Source organism: Bradyrhizobium sp. BLXBL-03 (assembly GCF_051853015.1).
Taxonomy (GTDB): Bacteria; Pseudomonadota; Alphaproteobacteria; order Rhizobiales; family Xanthobacteraceae; genus Bradyrhizobium; species Bradyrhizobium manausense.
On record NZ_CP182470.1, the window covers coordinates 7,043,325 to 7,063,173 of the forward strand.

10 protein-coding genes and 1 pseudogene are annotated in these 19,849 nt (G+C 56.5%); 8 read left to right on the forward strand and 3 right to left on the reverse strand.

Annotation, left to right across the window (positions count from 1 at the left end):
• Positions 1-2,144 precede the first annotated feature (2,144 nt).
• The 7 genes and pseudogenes from ACNJX9_RS33605 (at position 2,145) to ACNJX9_RS33635 (ending at position 12,488) form a co-directional block, all read left to right on the forward strand.
• Positions 2,145-2,762, forward strand: coding sequence for a hypothetical protein (locus ACNJX9_RS33605; protein WP_439406329.1), 618 nt, complete (start codon positions 2,145-2,147; stop codon positions 2,760-2,762).
• Positions 2,763-4,852: 2,090 nt separating this feature from the next.
• On the forward strand, positions 4,853-6,328 hold the full coding sequence (locus ACNJX9_RS33610) for an acetyl-CoA carboxylase biotin carboxylase subunit (protein ID WP_439406330.1): 1,476 nt from the start codon (positions 4,853-4,855) through the stop codon (positions 6,326-6,328).
• Between the two features lies 1 nt (position 6,329).
• The gene (locus ACNJX9_RS33615; protein WP_439406331.1) at positions 6,330-6,833 is read left to right on the forward strand and encodes an acetyl-CoA carboxylase biotin carboxyl carrier protein subunit; all 504 of its coding nucleotides are present in this window, start codon (positions 6,330-6,332) and stop codon (positions 6,831-6,833) included.
• 1 nt (position 6,834) lies between these two features.
• Positions 6,835-8,441 (forward strand): annotated as a pseudogene (locus ACNJX9_RS33620) (acyl-CoA carboxylase subunit beta).
• Positions 8,442-9,340: 899 nt separating this feature from the next.
• Positions 9,341-10,090: a hypothetical protein gene (locus ACNJX9_RS33625; protein WP_439406332.1), complete on the forward strand. Its 750-nt coding sequence runs from the start codon at positions 9,341-9,343 to the stop codon at positions 10,088-10,090.
• A gap of 32 nt (positions 10,091-10,122) precedes the next feature.
• Positions 10,123-10,794, forward strand: coding sequence for a hypothetical protein (locus ACNJX9_RS33630; protein WP_439410168.1), 672 nt, complete (start codon positions 10,123-10,125; stop codon positions 10,792-10,794).
• Positions 10,795-10,955: 161 nt separating this feature from the next.
• Positions 10,956-12,488 carry a class I adenylate-forming enzyme family protein gene (locus ACNJX9_RS33635; protein WP_439406333.1) on the forward strand — a complete coding sequence of 511 codons (1,533 nt, stop codon included), beginning with the start codon at positions 10,956-10,958 and terminating at the stop codon, positions 12,486-12,488.
• On the opposite strand, the gene ACNJX9_RS33640 is transcribed toward ACNJX9_RS33635, so the two are convergent.
• A complete protein-coding gene (locus ACNJX9_RS33640) occupies positions 12,478-12,741 on the reverse strand; it encodes a hypothetical protein (RefSeq protein WP_439406334.1) in 264 nt (87 codons plus the stop codon). The two genes, ACNJX9_RS33635 and ACNJX9_RS33640, sit on opposite strands and share 11 nt — an antisense overlap.
• Positions 12,742-13,524: 783 nt before the next feature.
• On the opposite strand from ACNJX9_RS33640, the gene ACNJX9_RS33645 reads away from it, so the two are divergent.
• Positions 13,525-14,223 carry a transglycosylase domain-containing protein gene (locus ACNJX9_RS33645; RefSeq protein ID WP_439406335.1) on the forward strand — a complete coding sequence of 233 codons (699 nt, stop codon included), beginning with the start codon at positions 13,525-13,527 and terminating at the stop codon, positions 14,221-14,223.
• Positions 14,224-14,336: 113 nt separating this feature from the next.
• On the opposite strand, the gene ACNJX9_RS33650 is transcribed toward ACNJX9_RS33645, so the two are convergent.
• Both ACNJX9_RS33650 and nifA read right to left on the reverse strand, forming a co-directional pair.
• On the reverse strand, positions 14,337-15,671 hold the full coding sequence (locus ACNJX9_RS33650) for an IS5 family transposase (protein ID WP_439410169.1): 1,335 nt from the start codon (positions 15,669-15,671) through the stop codon (positions 14,337-14,339).
• 1,471 nt (positions 15,672-17,142) lie between these two features.
• Positions 17,143-18,882: a nif-specific transcriptional activator NifA gene (gene nifA / locus ACNJX9_RS33655; RefSeq protein WP_439410170.1), complete on the reverse strand. Its 1,740-nt coding sequence runs from the start codon at positions 18,880-18,882 to the stop codon at positions 17,143-17,145.
• Positions 18,883-19,849 lie beyond the last annotated feature (967 nt).

Here is a 19,849-nt window from a genome sequence, read left to right on the forward strand (position 1 = left end):
GACGATAACAATTGTAGTCGCAATAGTGCTGCCGGCTTGGCACATCTCGCAAGTAACCAGTCTCTAGAGATCGACGACAATCGATACAGCTCGACGCGCCGTTAGGTGTCCTGTGATTTACCAGTATAAACTTCATGGCGTGTCGGTTACGCTGAGGATTATTCACGATGCACCAGCTCAGTTCTCAGGAAGTGCGCCGCTGATGCCGGAAAGAAGCGAATAGCTGACTGAAGCTTCCGTTTCCACGCTGTCGTTTGTACTCGGCCGCCAAAAGAAGCCCGGCCGCTTTCTCTGGCTGGGCAGCAGTCTGGGAAGAGCGAGGCTGCTTCACATCACACCAGCGTCCGCTGACAAAAGGGAGGACTACTACCGGCGCTCCATTTGCGGCGAGGGCATTCGCCGCGAACCTTAGCCACAGAAGAGAGATGTCCATTTTGAGCGTAATCTGGCTTTTCCTTATGTGTCATTGGACCGGAGTTCAAGGAGCCCGAACTCATGCGCGCGCCGTACCACGATTTTGGGGACAAACTCCGTTCTTCAGCCGTGGCCGGCCGCTTCGGATGCTCGCAGCGTCAACTGGCTGCCCCCGAGAGCAGCAGCCTACACTAGCGCTTGGACGAATGTCCGACGTACGCCGAAAATGCTCTTTCGTGCGCAGACTAAGATCGATAACCATTCCGACTAGACCGAAGGCCTTTCTCTAAACCGCCGTCGTTATGCAAGATCCTACAAGATTGGTAAAATCGATTGTGTTGATGGGCCGCATCTACACCATGGATGGTCACGCTCATTCAGCCTTGATTCGCTCGCCTACGGCATCTGCACAATCTGGACAGGCCAGCGATCGCGCTGGCGTGAATTGTCGCTGCTCCCAACCGGTCCTTCCACGATATGAGCATAAGCGCATTTCCTCTAGCTTGCGGCTCTGGCACAATCGGCATGCTCGCGCGGTGCCAGACTGCCGAATTCATGGCTCTGGTCGACTCGCAGGCAGCGTCATTTGTTTCATCCTATTGCCTCCTGCTATCGTGATTTCGCACTTGTCTTATCTCCTGCCGCGATACGCGGACTTAAGCTTGCCCGGACTTGCGCTGCGCTCATGTCTGAATAGAATAGGTTTCGCGAGAGACGCAGAAATGACTTGAATCGCACGTTGCGTTAGCTTGTAGAGATCAAGGGATGACAAAGGACACTCTCGACGCCGTCTCGACGTCGGATGGGACGAAAGGGATAGCTTGATGAACCGGATACTCGTCGCGGCCGGAGTAAGGGGTGGCAAGCGCTCAGGGCGGGTCCACCGGATAATTGGTGTCCCCTGCTCACGGGATTTGTCATCAGGTCGGCGAGAACGCGAGGAGGTCGTCGGCCCGACACTGAATGGGCTATTCGGGCGGAAAGCCGCATCAGTCAAAGGCTGCAGCTACTTATGGGGATGAAACACTCCGGCAGCACTAAAATGAGTGATCTTGCATGATTCATCTACGATCTGCACGCCAACGATACATGGCGTCAGCATGGTGCTATCTGGAGTCAAAGCCGGCTAGGCGAGCGAGATTCTGATTAAATGTCTGCGCGCTTTCGAGCTAAAGCGCAGGTCGCACTCGGGCAGTGAGATCGTCGCTCGGCGTCCGAGTTTTCAGTGAATCCGCAGACGCGGTGGGCCTATCGTTTTATTTCTGCGCCGCCGGGCCGGCGCCGCACGAGCAACCTTCTGGGCTGCCCTTTGAGCATTTTATCGCTAAGCTCGACCGAAGCGCTTCAAATTGGGTGCCGCAGAGCGCGTCACGACCGAATCAAGTCCGTTGGGCCGCCGCGCATATCATTCGGAATGAGTGCCACAGTTGCTGTGTTCTATCCACGAGGTGAATGCCCTCCATCACAACAATCTATTTTACCCACCCCGATTAAGGCTGCTAGGCCAAGCGGAGGTTGAGCTGGGGGATGGTGCAGGGCGTGGGGACTTACTGTCGACAGTTGAGGTCGGTTGCTCTAGGTAGCTTGTTTGGCCCGTGCTCAACAGTAAAGCAGAAGAAGTCCTTTCAAACGGTTGCCAGCAATGTCTTTGAAGGCCACAACCACGCCGCGCTGGACGCCACCGCGGAGTAACGAAAGATTCGTGTGCCAGAAGGATACATGAGGCAGCCATGACTATGACAGTGTATGGGTCCAGCAAATCGAAGGTTGTGGAGGGCCTGAATCAAGCATATCGGGTGATGACGTTAGGTTTTTGCGCGCAACTCCTTCGATTTTTCGCCCTCCCCTTCCGCGCATTTGCCAACTCATCTTCCGTTCCACTGAAGGCTGATGCTGACCCACATATTCCCACCGCACAACCCTCCGTGGAGTGTACTCGTCACCGTCTTCAAGATCTTAAGCAAACTATTGAGTTGCAAATCGAAGAAGTTGCGAGACTGATCTGCGAGGACAAGAGCGCGATCGAAGCAACCCGACTCCTCAATGCGCTTACAAGCGAGCTAGTAACGGCGAAGCTCGGCATGTGTCCGAAACTCGACGCGCAAGCAGAGAATGCGGTCATCGGGGGCGACGCCAACTGTCTCGAACAGGACCACGGCAAACTGTATGAGCCGGAACAGCTTTCTACTCTGGGGCTGCTTTTTGACGAGGCCGTCCTAGCATTACCTCCAAGTATGAGAACTCCTTCTAACCGGATCGAAATCGCCAAACTCATTTTAGAACGCGCATCTATTATCGAACCTAGCCTTCTTATTAAGTTGATCAGTGCCCTTATCGCCGCCGCTTGACATAGCCGATACGCCCCTCTGCCGCGACATCACGCGAAATGGCACAGGACTGACACCATCAAAAGTGGCGTCGGGATGCATTCGTCCCCGTGGGTTGGCTCGATAGTAGCGAGAGCGCTCTCGAGCAAGCCGCTGCTTCTAAAAGCTTATGGCGGGCTGGGCTCGTTTCGCGGCGTCGCTCGACGTTCGCTCAATCACCTGACCGGGCCTCCGCACGAGGACCCATGGAAGGGACCATCGCTTGGCATGTTGTCGGCATGGTAGTTGGGGTTCGCAGACGCTCGGACGCTCGGGAGCTTTCTCGCGCTCAATCGGTCCGAGCCTATTCAATAAGTCCCTTTGTTCGCAGAACCCGCCTAACTTGCCAACGCTTAGACTAGCGGACCAATCGAATCACGGCGAGGACAAAGATTAACCAAGTAGCGACGCAGAACAACAAAGCGAGGCGCCACGCTCTTACCCTGAATCGACGTCGCCATTTTACCAGCTCTGATGCGCAGCCGGTAAAACAGTGTCCCCGAACGACGCTGACGATCTGACGATAGTCGTGAAATTCAAACTGCGAGCGATTTTTCCGGATGTACTTGATCCGCTCCCGAGGCGAGAAGCAGTAGGCCCATATGTTATGCGCCTCGTCGTCGTTCGACCGGCGGCATCCATTAGATAGAGCACGCTGGACTTCCGGCGTATCGATATGATGATCTATGTCGAGCGCATAATTGCGTAGCATGTGCAGTAGAAGCATGGTGCGTATCTTTCGTGTTCCGCGATTCACGCCTACAATGTGACGCTGCGTGAGATTCAAGCTATTCCTTCGATCGCCCACCAGATCTAGTAAATACCGGCCGCGGTCTCGCCCGCGTTCCCGAACCTCGCAACAGTCGCGGAACTCGCGAAGTCGATTGATAGCAGCTCGGCACGCCGCAAAAGCGCCGCTTCTCTAGCGACAGCGGCTCTTCGAGCAATTTCAAGGATCGCCAGAGGAACAGCCCGGCCAATCCCGGTGCTTCGTAGAGGTGGCTTTTCGTCTACCTTGGCGGCCCACCCGCTAGTCTCGCGAATGACGCGTCTGCCGCCGGCACTGGAATTAACATATTTCGTCCGACCAGCCGTTCGGAGGGGTTGAACCGCACGCAGCGTCAAATTGTAGGATCTCGAACAAGTAGGCTCACCGGCCAGGCCGACGCCACTAACGAGTTCAAGGATCGCCAATGTCTCAGCCTGTTAAGATCTACGCCACACCATGCTGCGAGGATCCATACCTCCTTCGTGCATGCAATTTGGTATCATTTTTGGACAGCAAGCACTCCAAACACGACTGCGGAGATGAGCGCGTCGTAGTAGGCCAACTGCAAGAGCGGCCTCCAGGGCGCATTCTGCCGCGTACTCTACGTCACAAATTACCGACATCCAATCTACAACCGGTCCGATGCGCGACCAAGCTGTCCGACACCGAACAGCGTGATTTTGGTAGTCGACGCGTAGCTTCCCTGCCCCTCCGACAATTGTAGACCTCTCTCTCATTGGTCACTTTCCGTAGCCGCTCCCACCACTGAGCCTTTGGCCTACTGTCTCTACAGGCACCGTTGAGCGTCCTGCTCCACGCCGCCCCCCAAGAGGATATCGTGAATCGAACGCATTGCCCCCTTTCTCTTCAGACCTATAGAGCAGTTTGGCATGTAGGAGCTTTCATTGCTTTTACGACAACGAGCTCTCTCAGCGCTGTCGCTCGAGAGCTTCGTGCCATGGAGGAAGAGCTACGGGCTTGCACCCCGGATGTGCTTCGCTTGTGTCGCAATGAGATACCGAACGCCGACGCTATCACTGCTTGCCTGCGAACCAAGCTCAACAGCTTGAGCGACCATTGTCGCTACGTGATGTCAGCGCATATTAGCGCGAAACTAAAAGCAGGCCCGAAATGACATTGCGGCACACATTCGATCGGTCCTGGTTCGTTTGGCTTCCCTGATCCATAGGATTATTCCTGGCGTGTCGTCGTTATGACCAGCCGGGACAACTCTTCTCGGAACCGTAAGTCCCCGCAGCTTTCGAGCGTCGCGCTCTCGAGCTGTGCTTGAGCAAATAGACGAATGCAGAAACTACCATTCGATACGGTTTTGATCGCCAATAGGGGCGAAATAGCCGTGCGCATCATCAAGACGTTGCGTAAATTGGGTTTGCGCTCAGCAATCGTCTACCACGAGGTGGATGCGGCGACATTAGCCGTTTCTATGGCGGACACAGCGATTGCCATCGAGGGTAGTTCCCCGATCGCGGCATATCTTGATGCTGAGCAAATCATCGCTTCCGCCCGCAGAGCCAATGTAGGCGCGTTGCATCCCGGCTATGGGTTTCTGTCGGAGAGCCCCGAATTCGCGAGGGCCGTTTCGAACGCTTGCATCGCATTCGTCGGGCCAACTCCGGAAAGCATCGAATTGATGGGCGATAAAATCCGCGCCCGGAAATTTGTTCAGCAGGCTGGATTTCTTGTCGCACCGTCAGCCGTAGAAGAAGACGATCCAGAGACCTTCGCGTCCCGCGCGCGGGACCTTGGCTTACCTTTGCTGGTGAAACCTTCGGCAGGTGGTGGAGGCAAGGGGATTCAGATTGTGCGCGACCTCGGCGCCCTCGATGATGCGATTGTTCAAGCTCGTCGTGAGGGATTGCGGTATTTTGGAGATGGCCGGCTCTACGTCGAACGATGTTTTGAGAAACCACGCCACATCGAAGTGCAGGTGCTCGGGGATTTCTTCGGAAACGTTGTCCATCTCTTTGAGCGCGAGTGCTCCGTCCAGCGACGCTTTCAGAAGATCATCGAGGAGACGCCCTCGCCCGCCTTGTCCGCCAATCTGCAGAAGCGTGTTTGTGAAATGGCGGTTGGTATCGCCCGTAGCGCCAATTATCGAAATGCTGGCACCGTCGAGTTCATCTTCGATGGGCATGAGTTCCATTTTCTCGAGATGAACACTCGACTTCAGGTTGAACATCCAGTGACCGAGATGGTCACCGGCATCGATCTGGTCGCCGAACAACTCCATGTGGCCGCGGGTTACGAGCTTACCCTCTCACAATCCGACATTGTGTCCAACGGTCACGCAATTGAAGCGAGGCTATACGCCGAGGCTCCTGAACGGGAATACGCTCCGACAACCGGAAAGATCCTCATGTTGGAGTACCCAGAGCACGAAGGCGTTCGAATCGACAGCGGTATAGTCCAGGGTCAGAAAATCTCGACGGCGTTTGATCCGATGCTCGCAAAGATCGTCGTACATTCGGCCACGCGCCGTGAAGCCGCATTGAAGGCGGCCCACGTGATGCGCCAGTTGGTGCTCCTCGGCTGTGAGACCAACGCCGATTTTCTGGCTCGCCTGCTCATGGACGACACGTTTTTGAGCGGACAGATTCATACCGGTTATCTCGATGAGAACCCGCACCTGGCCGTCGGCCAATGCGGAAGCGATCTGCCCGCCATCTTGGCAGCCGCGGCACTTCTGACCAAGCCCGTTCGCGATGCGGCAGACAACGTGCCCAAGCTCCATGCAGAGCTCGGCAAGTGGAGAAACTAACGTGAGGCATTCTTTTGCGCTTAAGGCCGAGAGCTATGAACTATGGCTTTCACCAGGCCAACGCGACTATCGCCTTCACCTAGGCGGAGAGGTCATTGCGCCAGTGGCGTTCTCCCATCATCTCGGCGGCAGCGGCATACTGGAAATTGCGAGCGAGACTGTGCCAGTCAGATTTGCAATCGACGGCGACGTGCTTCACCTGCATGTCCGCGGCAGGACGCACATCCTGCGATACCGCGATAGACTAAGTGAATTCGATTTATCTGAGGTGCTGGCAAGTCATGATGCGGCCCGAGCGCCGATGCCCGGCGTCGTGGTTGCGATCAACGTTTCGCGGGGCGATGCGGTCAGCCGAGGCGCAACGCTGATGTTGGTCGAAAGCATGAAGCTGGAATTTGTCGTACGTGCCCCTCGGGGCGGTGTGGTCGATCGCGTTCACTTTGAAGTGGGCCAAAGCTTCGAACAAGGCGCTGCGCTGGTTACGTTTTCCGACGAAGGGCGTTAACATGCAGCGGATTATTTCTCGGGTGGATACCACCTCGCAAGAATTTCGCGTTAACGAGCTCCACAACCGAAGGCTTGCTGCCGAGCTGAAGGAGCGCCAGCGTTCCGCTCGCTTCGATCGGCCGACACGAGACATTGAGCGCCTGCGGCGGCAAAACAAGCTATTTGTTCGTGATCGGATCGAAGCGTTGCTCGATCCCGAAACTCCGTTTCTCGAGCTTTCGACGCTTGCTGGCAACAAGGCTTATGATGGCGAGGTACCGGGCGCCGGGCAGATCGTCGGCCTCGGCATCGTGGCGGGTCGCGAGGTCATTGTTCACGCAGATGATGCCAGTGTGAAGGGCGGAGCTTGGTATCCACTATCCGTGAAGAAGATTGTGCGGGCATTGGATATCGCAATTGAGAACCGCCTCATGGTGGTCCATCTTTGCGACTGCGCCGGCGGCTTCTTGCCTCTGCAGGCTGAGTTTTTCGCTGATCGCTACCACGCGGGTCGAATCCTCCGTAACCAATCAATCCTCGCCAAGATGGGAGTACCGCAGGTCGCCATCGTCATGGGGCACTGTAGCGCGGGAGGGGCCTACGTTCCGGCACTGAGCGATTACAACATCATCGTGCAGGGAACGGGGGCCATCTTTCTCGGTGGACCTCCAGTCGTAAAAGCCGCCACCGGGGAGGTGGTATCTGCCGAAGAGCTGGGTGGCGCTGACATGCATACGCGCGTTTCGGGAACGAGCGACTACTTTGCGACTTGCGAAGTGCATGCGATCGCCATCGCGCGGGACATCGTCGCTCGCACAAAGCGCCCAACGAAAGAAGCGATTGATCAATCCGCTCCGGAGCCTCCGGCCTATAACGCATCCGAACTATACGGCATCATTCCGAAGGATCCTCGCGTTCAGTTCGACATTCTGGAGATCATCGCGCGCCTCGTGGATGGCAGCCGATTCCATGAATACCAGCCGTGCTATGACCGCTCCTGATATGCGGTTTCGCACGTCTCCAGGGATATCAGATCGGGGTCATCGCAAACAATGGCGTGTTGCAGAACCACAGCGTCCTGAAGGGCGCTCACTTTATCCAACTCTGCGATGAGAACCGGACGCCCCTGCTCTTCCTGCAGAACACCACCGGCTTTATGGTTGGACGAGAATACGAACATGGCGGCATCACCAAGCACGGCGCCAACCTCATCATGGCCGTCTCCGCCGCGTCGGTACCCAAACTCACCGTGATCTGCAATGGCTCCCACGGAGCAGGAACATACGCTATGGCGGGGCGAGCATTCGATCCACGTTTCTTGTTTACCTGGCCACAATCGCAGATTTCGGCCATGGGGGCGGAACAAGCGGCGGGCGTACTCACCCATGTCAAAGCAAGGCAATTGGCGCGTGAAGGCGGGCATTTGTCCGACCAGGAACTGGCAGTCATTCGAGAGCCGATCATGAAAGAGTACCGGGCGCGATCGAGCGCCTATTATGCAACTTCCGAGCTTTGGGATGACGGTATTCTTGATCCCGTAGATACGCGAAACGCACTGTCAATCGCCTTGAGCGCTTCGCTTAATACTCCAATCGAAGCGCCGCGTTACGGTGTCTTTAGAATGTAGCTGCGGGCAACGCATTGAGCACGCGCTCTCGCGCAACAGGCACTTCGCAAGGAGAGCTCCAATTCAACGGGACCGGCCTTTCACTCAATCCGACGCATTGTTCCCGTCCAGCGGAGCGAGCGCGTTCTCACCACCACGAAGTCACTCACGCACTGAACCACCCGAAAGCCTGCCCATGCAATGCCCGAAATGTCATGCCAATGATCAAAGCGCATTACACGACCCCTGGAGCGGCCGTCCGGTGATCGCCTGCAACGCTTGCGCCGACTATGTTGAGGACGAGCTGGCCGAGCACAAAAGAGCGTGCGCCATAGTCGCCGATGTCGTGGCATCCGACTTGATCATCAGCGCGCCGCAAGCGAGATCCTCCAGGCGCTTGAGAATTCCGGCTTGACAATCCGTCGCGCCTGAACCTGTAGGAGCTCACCTGTGGTCGAACACTTTTTCCATCATTTTAGTCGCGGCTTTGCGGCCGTCTACTGTGATGGTTTTCTCTTCGCGTTCCGCGCGATCAGCGCTTCTCGCGTAGAGATCCCGCCGAGGAATGGAAGAGGAGCGACATACGGGCTTGGTGTGTGCGCCCTGCTCAGCCGCATGATCCTGCCTACCAAGAGCTAAGTGTAACGCAGGTTAAGATCACACCACGACCTCTATGGCTGCGGCATACAGCGCGAAACCGAGGAAAAGTATCAAAACATGCAGAATCCGACAACGAACAAGATGCAGCCGATTTCGGAGCGACAATAGACGGGGCCCTCCGGCAACAATAGCTGCAAACGACATTCACAAATCGGACGATCTCCTCTTTCGGTCAACACAGGGTCGAAGGCAGGACCGGAAACACACAGACCGCGCGCTTCGCGATCGCACGTATGAAGCGATAACCTGAGAGGACTTCTATGGTAAAGCCAGTTGTAATTGTGGTCGGCGCAGACAAGGGAGGAGTCGGCAAGACGACCGTATCTCGGACGCTTCTGGATTATTTCAGCGCGAATAATGTGCAGACCCGCGCATTTGATACCGAGTCGCCCCGCGGCACGCTGAAGCGCTTTCACCCTGCGATCACCGAGATCGTTGACATGACGAGAACCGCGGACCAGATGAAGATCTTTGATACGCTGAACTCCGGTCTATCAGTTACCGTCATCGATGTTCGTGCCGGATTGATGTCCCCAGCGTTGGCGTCCCTGCGCGACATAGGTTTTTTGGAGGCCGCGCGGTCAGGCCAACTCACCTTCGCAGTATTTCACGTATTGGGATCGTCCATCGCCTCGCTAGATGAGATCGCTGAAACAAGCGATTTCATGGCCGGCGCAAAATACTATTTAGTCAAGAACTTCATCAACGACACCCAGTTCTTTCAGTGGGACCAGTCGACCTACGATTCCTATTTTAAGCGAATCAAAGACGCCACCGATCTGACCATCCCGAAGCTCAACGAGATGGCCTATGAACAGGTCGAGGTCGCCTCCGTTCCGTTCGTCAATTTCGTCGCGAACAAGGGACTACACGACGACGCCGCGAACTTCTCGTTCGTGCTGCGCGGCTACGTACGGCATTGGCTCGCCAATGTCTGGAGCGAGTATGACCGCATCAACCTGACCGATCTCGCCGGCGCTAAGTCGGTGACCCGTGCGGGCGAAAGATAGTCCCTTGCGGATCCATACGCGCTGGATTAGCGATCTTGGCCACCCCGGTCTACATCATCTGCTCTGCAAGCCCGCAAGTCGGCAAGACGCTGATTGCTCGGCTCTTGAGCGAGTTCTTGCTACTGAAGAACGGTGCGGTGCTCTCCTTCGATATCAACTTGAAGGAGCCGTCGTTGCTCGACTACCTCCCCTCCATCACAGAGACGGCGGATGTCACCGATACCTATGGCAAAATGCAGCTCGTTGATCGACTCATTCTTAACGACGGGGTAGCCAAGGTGATCGACCTTGGCTTCCACGCTTTCGACGAGTTCTTCAAGATGTGCGGCGAGATCGGCTTCCTCAGCGAAGCGATACGACAAAACGTTGTGCCAATCATTCTATTTGTCGCAGATATTAATCGCGTGTCAGCTCGTGCGCATGAGATGCTGCGGCGGCAGATCCCGAAGCAGATCCTAATCACCGTACATAACGAATTCTTTGTCCGCGGCGAACTGTTCGAGGCTATGCACCACGGGCCCGTGGTGCGTTTTGCGGCACTGCCGGTATTTCTCAATAATTACATCTGCCGGCTAGGTTTGTCCTTCACCGGCTATCTGCGCCACGAGAAAGACACTTCGACGGAACTTCATCAGTGGATTCGGCGGAATTACACTATCTTCCGCGATATCGAGCTGAGTGTGATCCCCCAATGGTCCTGTTAAGTGAGGCCCGACAGGGGAAACAATGCGGTCCATCGTGCTTAAGCTGCATTTGCCGAAGGGGCGTAACACACGATAACGGCCCTCAAGAGCGCTGAGAAGCGATGGTTTGGCCAACTCGGGGATAGCTACTGTAAGCACCCAACGACACAGGATGAAGGATAGTGAATCTTTCCACATTGATTGAGCGTAACGCGGCGTTCGCTCCTAACAAACCTGCGATCCACTTCGAAGGCGACACCTTAAGTTACGCCGACTTTAATCAGCGTATCGGCCGGGCGGCACGGACCCTGCAAACTGCATTCGGCGTCAAGAGGGGCGATCGCGTCGCTGTCCTGAGCCTCAACCGCCCTGATTATCTAGTTCTCCTCTACGCTTGCGCACGGATCGGGGCGATATTGGTGCCGATGAATTGGCGATTGGCGTTGGCTGAGCAGCTTTTCATCCTTTCGAACGTTGGCGCTAAGGTTCTGGTCCTCGAGCAGGCTTTTGGAGCCGTTCTGCCGATATTGTCGGAGACGCTGCCCGGCATCGCAACCGTGGGCTTCGGCTTTGCGTCTCCCGGCGCGTGCACGTGGGAGGGCTTGTTGGATCAGACACAGGGGAACAGCTACGAGCCTCGCGCAAACCTGGCCGACCCGCTTCTGATTGTCTACACATCAGGCACCACTGGCCGGCCGAAGGGGGCAGTGCTCCGCCAAGAGGCGTTATTGTGGAACGGCGTGATGAGCCAACACATGCACGCCCTCACATCTGACGATCATGTGCTGACCGTATTGCCGCTTTTCCACGTCGGCGGCCTCAACATTCAGACGACGCCTGCATTGCATATCGGCGCGACCGTCACAATCCATTCACGGTTTGCGACTGAGGCTACCCTTTCCGCGCTCAAGCAGGATCGCCCCACTTTGACAGTCCTGGTGCCTGCGACCATTCAGGCCTTGACCGACCACCTGATGTGGTCCAGGACCGATGTGTCGTCACTGAAGGCGGTTTCCGTTGGCTCCTCGACCGTGCCGCAGCATCTGGTTGATCGCTTGGTTGCTCGCGTGCCGGTGCTCCACATTTACGGCTCCACGGAGACAAGCCCCATTGCGATCTATACAAGGCTCGGCGGCGACCTTTCGCGGCAAGGGTCGACCGGCCTGCCCGGAATATGCTGCGAAGCGGTTGTCATGGATGATGCAGGTAACGAGTTGCCCGCGGGGTCGCCAGGTGAGATCGCAGTGCGCGGGCCTAACGTATTGCAGGAGTATTGGGGCAATCATCCCGCCACGCGCGAGGTGATGCATGACGGCTGGTATCGTACTGGCGACATCGCCCGTCGCGATGCCGACGGATATTTTTGGGTCGATGACCGTAAGAAAAATCTGATCATTTCCGGTGGAGAAAACATCTATCCGGCAGAGGTCGAGCGCGTACTTTTGGAGCATCCCGATGTTGCTGAGTGCGCGGTCATCGGCCGGCCGGATCCACAATGGGATGAGGTGCCGGTTGCCTATGTGATCAAGCGGTCAGGAGCCCGCATAGACGGCGAGGCACTCGTAACACATGTGCAATCCCATCTTGCACGCTTCAAAGCGCCGCGCGAAATCATTTTTATAGAAGAATTGCCGAAAACGGCCCTGGGTAAGATTCAGCATACTGTGCTCAAACAGCTCGATGCTCGCTCAGGCCAGAATGCCCTCAGCGATTGACGAACGGCATCTTGGGGGTACGCGCAACTCTTCCTGTACCGATAACGTTCATGCGCTTCAGCGCCGCGTGCCGCTGCGAATCATCGGCGAATGCACGCTCCAATGAAGAACATCCCTTCCAGCGACCAGACCGGCTGAAGCTGTCGGCAACACGTCGCTCGTCGATTTTTTTGGGACGAAAGTTGACGCACTTTGCCGTGGATGTCAGGTGCTGCCGATTTTTCGCTTCAGCAACCGCGCGAAGCCGCCACACTTGCCCCCTATGTTGGCGGGCGAGCTTGCTTGCCGATTTAGAAGGCAGAACTCACATCAGACAGCGGGAGCATCGATGCTTGGTCAGAACATCAATCTGTTTCGATATGCCTCTCGAGATACGGCGGGGAATGGAATAGACGCTTCGCATCTTTTTTGGCACCAACGGCTGCGACCGCGATCCATCAGTTCGTACAACCGATACTTTCACGGATGAGCATTAGCGAACGCTTCACTCCGCTTTCCGCGGCCTCGCGAACATGCGAGCTGAAGCTAAGACCGACGTGCGATCCGGCTCTCCCTCACCGTCGTTCGACCAATCTTTACCCGAATAGCTACCATGACATTTGCAGAATCGGACCTTGTCGCTCAGGGCGCATCCGGGCGAAGGCCCTGGGACGCAGCAGATCACGACCGCGTATCTCAACCTCGCGCTGGCCTCTGCCTCCCGCGCCAAACGGAAAAGGCATCCCGCTAAGCTATGCAATTCTTGAGGTTTGCCTCAGCGCTCTCGAAGAACGCCTAGTCGCCCGCCGCAGGCCCGTGTACGTAAACCTGAAAGATCCACGTGATTCAAATTATACCACCAAAGACGTCCGCCATCCGGCACTGCTTGTCGGCTCGCGAGCGGTCCTTCGGACTCGCCCTACTGTCCTACGCGAGGGACGTGCGGGAATTATATTACTGTTACTCGAGGCTTCTAGTCGGCATCTCTCTGGGTCGGTGGCAGCGCTGGCTCCTTCTCGAACCTGTTTCCGAGGCCCTGACCTTCACTTTCTGTGGATTGCTTCTGCTGCTGGCGTTTGCCATCTCGACTACCCGCGCCCTTTGGCAAGAGGATTGCCTGAAGGCTTCCGATGTCACGGTGTGCCTGCTTAACGGACGCGCCGGGCCGATTGGCCATGGGGTACCGATCCCGCTTAGGGACCTTCCCGATTCGCTGATCAAGGCCACGATCGCAACCGAGGACCGCCAATTTTACAACCATCTCGACATCAATTTCCCTGGTACTCTCCACCTGCTACTTGAGGCGCAGAACGGCGCCCACCAGCACAGCTCAACAATCACCGAGCAACTCGCAAGGACACTGCTTTTGGATGCAGAGCCCAGCATCGGACACAAAATCAAGCAGGTTCTGCTTGTAATCTGGCTAGAATGGAATCTGACCAAAGATGAAATCTTGAGGCTTTATCTCAACTGTGTCGATATGGGCGCCGATACCCTCGGTGTCGATGGTGCGGCGCGCTTTTACTTCAATAAGCCTGCCCGCGATGTGACCCTCGCTGAAGCTGCGATGCTGGTCGGCCTGATCAACGCGCCGACAAGATATGCTCCTCCCATCGACCCGACTACCGCTCATGCTCGCGCCAACATGGTGCTGGACAACTTGATCGAAGCCGGATTCATGACTGAAGACCAAGCGATCGGAGCACGGCACAACGCCGCAAAAGTGATCGCACGACGTAATGGGACATCAAATTAGAATGATCGCTCAGAAACACCTTTCTCGCACAATTTCAGATGGGTGCTACTGATGGCGCGACGTTTTCGCAAGCTCCAATTCGTCCGCCGTGAAGAACGCGGACGAGCGCTGATTTAAGCGATCTTTTGATCCGGGACAGTTGCGGCGAAGGCCCGGATGATGGCACGCAAGAGTTCTGCGAGCCATCGCAGGAGCAGGCCGAAGTTGTAGCCGGCCGCGGCGAGGACGGCGTTGATGCGGTCGCCGGCGCGGCCTTTGAGATAGTTGCGGTCCATGCGATGCTCGGCCTTGACGTGGCCGATGACGGGCTCGACAGCCGCACGACGCTTCATCTCGCGCCGGATGGAAGCCGTGACGCGACGGACCTGCCCCGAGATCCAGACCCTGAGCCGGTGCGGGTGGTTGTGGCCGCGGTACCCTTTGTCGACATGGATGCGGCGAGCCTCCACGCCGGTGAGCTTCTCCATGTCGGCAACCACGGGGCCGAGCGTGTGCCCGTCGAAGGGATTGCCGTGCAGCGCCTTGGCATGGAGCACGAACTGTCCACCCTTCGGGGACGTCACGGGGGTGACGATACTGACCTTGCAGCCGAACTCGTAAGGCGCGCGGGCTTTCCCCTTGCCGATGCACTCGACCTCCGGCGCATGTAACGCATAGACCTTGGGGCCGCGCTGATGCTGATCCTGGCTGCGCACCCGCTGCGCCAGATCGAGCAGCGGGCCGAAGCGCGCCTCCAGCACCGCATCGCCATCAATCTTGCGGCGGATGTCGCGGATGATCCGCCCAAGCCGCGTCCGCAGGAACTTGAGCTGGCGCCGGGCGCGCTTGAACTGATGAGCGTGGGTATAACGGCCGACCATGATGGCGGCGCGCTTGGCCAGGCGCAGATAGCTCTGGCGCAGCGGCACACGGTTGCACTTGGCGAACCCCACGAGCTTGGTGATGGCCCGATGCATCAGCCGCGCGTCGGTTGGATGCGCAACGGCCTTGGGCTGCACCGTGGTATCAACGACCACCCGCTCCAGGTCCTTAGGGCCGATGGCGCCAGTCTTGTGCGCCACCGACAGACTTTCCTGGATCAGCGCGACGAGCTGTTCCTCGCCGAGCCGCTGGCGCCAGCGTGTCATCGACGATCGATCGAACGGCAGCCGGTGGCAGAAGCTCAACTCGCCACAGAAGTATTGGTAATAGGGGTTCTCGATCCAGCGGGCGCACAGCACCTCATCCGAGAGATTGTGCATGTGCTTCAGGATGAACAGGCCGGCGACAAGCCGCGTCGGCAGGCCAGGCTGCCCCGGACCGGTTTGGCACACCGAACCAAAACGGTCATCCAGAAACTTCCAGTCGATCAGCGCCGCCAACCGTACCAACGGGTGGCCCATGTCGATGATTTGATCAAGCGCCGGAAGCAACAGGTCTTTCTGGCGATCATCCCGCGGTTTGCTCATCGCCGTCCCCAATGCCGATGACCCGCCGCCAGGGAATCACGAATCGCTCGAAAGCAAAATCCCAAAACGCAAGAAAGCGTGGCCCAACACCCGGCTTTCCTGCAAAATCGAATACTTTATCGAGCCAACTTCTGCCTATCTCTCAGGCCGATCTGCATTCTTCACGGACGACCAATTCAGCTTGCGTCGTCGACAAAGAAGCTCACCAGAGCTTTCCGATGGACATACTGTGCTACCTCGATTGTCCTGTCAGCTTATCTCTGCGGGGCGCTTGAAATGTTGCAGCGCCCCTGTCCCCCATCGCATGTAAACACTATTCTGACCATAGTATTTGAATATGAATAGTCGCCACCTTAGCCAACAATCTAAAGCCTTCCGGTGACACCATCCCGTGGCAGATCTCCGGCCGGGCTTGGATACTCTCTTTCCCAAAACGGTCCGTTTCGAGTCGTGATGCGTGGCACACACGACGCCGCTTCGGCTCGTCAACCGTAACTGATTAGAGATCCTTAATTTTTCAACGGCACGGATTGAGGTTTTTGCGCGGAGTCTTTCTTGAGAGAACAGCGCATTCCATACAGAGTTACCGCGCCGTCTCGCTAATGGGACAACAGCCACGGCTGTCCCGCGCACAGATAGATTCGATCCGTGATTTGACGCATCAATCTTACTATTGAAGGTACTAAAATATCGAATTTCGCTAAGTACAAGCCACTTCAAACACCAATAGTCATCATGGCTTCAACGAGCGCCTGTATAGGCTTGATCAACGCATCGACATGCATTCAGTGGGATGAATGATTGCGACTGCTTCGCGACGCGTTCCAGCGCCAGCTACGTCCCACTTCTGGCCAGCAGCGTGCCGTTGCCGAAAGGATATTCTACTGGAGTTTCCGCTCATGGATCACCCTTCTCCCCAACAGCAGCAAGGATTTGACGCTCTGGTGAGCGTGGCATTTGAGAAGTCATGGCGTTTTGTAGAGAAAGACCCGTTCCTGACCCATAATGCGGAGGCATTGCTCCGCGCTCGGCTGCGCATCCATCTGGAGCGTTCATTGGAAACGGGCGAAAAAAATGTTCTTCATCTGGCAAACAACGCTATATGGAATCTACGCACCGAACTTGGACGGCAGCCGAGTATAGTGCCGTCCTCGCGGGGGCCCGGAAAGCGGTCGTAAGTCCCAACTACCATGGATCGGCGCTCTTGAAGGTAGGCAATGGTCTTCGTTTGGCTGCAGCCTCCGTTGCACCCGTACGGCCCGCTTCCAGTAGGTAGACATACAGGTCCGTCTGATGTTTGCGCGTCCCCGGCTAGAATGTTAGCATACAGCCGCCCCCGCGAGCGCGAGGCAGACTGCCTTCTTTCGAAGTCCGATCAAAGCTGATCGTCGCATTCCGCGGCTAGATCTACGAGCACTGCCGTTGATTGCGCGGGCCGACAAACTCACATCCTAACGAGCTCAGCAGCTACTCACAGGCGCTTAATTTCGATGCCGTATTTCCTCAGCGCGTAGCCGATTTGGCGCGGCGTTAGTCCGAGTAGGCGCGCCGCCTTTGCCTGCACCCAGCCAGCCTTCTCCATGGCAGCAATGAGGCGCTCGCGATCCGTCAACTTCGAACCGCTCAAGATGTTACCGGCAACCGGCTCGGCCAGGACAGGCGGAGTCAGAACCGCAACCGACGCGGTGGCGTCGGGGATTGGCCTAGCTGGCTCGGGCGATAGCACACTGATCAGCGGGGAGCGCGGCTTCGCTTCGTCCAATCCGCTTTTCCATAGTAGGGCGGAAAGACACTGACCATGACAGCAAGCGAAATCGCTTCTGACAATGAATGGCCCCGGCGCCAGTGTTGCGGTCCGCTGAACGCAATTCTCGAGTTCACGAACATTGCCCGGAAACCCACAATTCATCAGCACGTCCACGGCATCCGGATCGAACGTTAGTGTACGACTGTTCTCGCTGTTGAAGTTTTTGAGAAACTCAGTGGCAAGCAGCGGAATGTCGCTGCGCCTTTCCCGGAGCGGGGGCAGAAGCAATGGAACTACGCTAATACGATAGTAGAGGTCGGCGCGAAACTCGCTTTTTGACACCGCCCCCTCCAGGTCCTTGTTGGTTGCAGCGATCACTCGGACGTCAACTTTCATGGTGTGACCACTACCGACCCGTTCGAACTCTTGCTCCTGAAGAACCCGCAGCAACTTTGCCTGAAACGAGCCTGAGATCTCGCCAATCTCGTCGAGAAACAGCGTTCCCTTGTCGGCAAGCTCGAAGCGTCCTTTGCGTGAATTAAGGGCCCCGGTAAAGGCTCCTTTTTCATGCCCGAACAATTCGGATTCCAGCACCGTCTCAGGCAGCGCGGCGCAGTTCATTTTGATGAACGGCCGCTTGGCACGCGGGGATAGCTCGTGGATTGCCTTGGCAACCAGCTCCTTGCCGGTGCCTGATTCACCTCGCAAAAGAACCGTCACATTCGACTTGGCCACCACCGCGATCTTGTCGAGCAGTGCGCGCAACGCCGGGCTGGTACCGATAATACCATCGATGTGAACCTTCTTACGCTCCCGCGCAGGCTGCTTAAATTCAAGCAGTTCCTTCTGCCATCGATAGCTCTCCGCCATGAGGCGTTTGCGGTCGCGCGCGACCAACCGATGGAGCTTCACCGCCTGCCCTATCAGGTTCGCGATCATGGTGAGTAGCCGGATATCGGAATCGAGTGGGAACATCGAGTCCAGGTCCGGCACACGCTCTATAGATAGGGTGCCAACCACCTTTCCATCGACGCTGATAGGAACCCCAATGAACGACAATCGCATGTGATCGGATACGCCGAGTACGTTCAAATCAGCTGCGCTAAAGGCCGGATGCTTGGCGATGTCTTCAGCGACGAACGGCATGCCCGTTGTCACGATCTCCTCAATCGCCTTTTGCGGCAGGCGCGTACGGTAGCGCTCATCGCTTCCTTCGGTCCAGCCAGCGCCGACTGCAATCTCGGGCACATCATCGTCTGCCATGAGAGACACGACACCATGTCGCATCTGCAAAGAGGACTGCAGCAAATCGATGACATTTGCCAACGCGACTTCGAGCCGCGACGGGCTGGCGAGCATGTTCGATATTTCGAACACTCCTCTAAGTGCGATCTCGTTCAATGGCAGGATCACGGGAAGGTTCGATCCGGCTTCCGGGCCTTGCCACTCGCATTCGGAATCAATCTGCACTCCTACAACGTCGACGCCGCCCTTATTCTCCCTACATCCAGTTAGTTGGCACTTCGAAACATCGTCTTGCATCTCACGCTCGATCTCGCGCTAATTCTGATGGCGCTAAGATATAACATCTTTTCATGGCACGACGATAAAGAAGGGGCTTTCATTCGGTTCACGTTCCTTCAAACAATTGGGCGGAAACTCTTCGAACACAACCGACGTCCATTTAGCGACAATGGGCGATATCTTCTGTGTGAGCGAAACCGATCATATCTATTCCACCGTCATGGATCATGATCTAGGTGACCCCGGTCTTCGCCGAGCACTAGATCCTCTTTTCCAAACGTGCTGCATTCTGCATGAACTTTCGGCAACGTGAAACGGACCCTAACGTCCATTTCCGACAATGACGCCGGAGCGCGCTCTCGTACGACATGCCGATAAATGAACGATATCTTTCCTTCTTTTGTCGTTGTCCATTCACTCACGCCTAGGTGAGTGCAGGATTTGGACCAGTCGGATTACACAAGACGTTGGCACGATGGGAGACAATGTCACGCGCGCAAACGGCTTAGTCCCTTCCGGCCATCAGGCGCGCGGGGTCCTTCAGACCCCAGCACTTGCCGTGTATTCGTGCCTCTTCGAACTCCCGAAATGCTGCCGGCAGGCATGTGCACCATTGTCTTTTTCGGGCTTGCGCAACCGCAAAGGGGTGCTTTTTTGTCCGAAACCCTTCAATGCATCCAAAGGCAGGCAATTTGTGAGCTAACCGACGAACATCACGTCCGCGAGCGCGTTCCTTGAATTGATGGCACCGATCTTTTGGATGCGCAGGACAGTCAAGCAGCCCGGTGTTCATTGCCTTGACCACACCGGCCGGGATTGCCAACCAGACGCAAGCAGCCGATTAGGTCAGATTTATCGGCTAGGCCGCTGCGCGAGCGACATGCCGTGAAGGCGCGTCGTTTCAGCG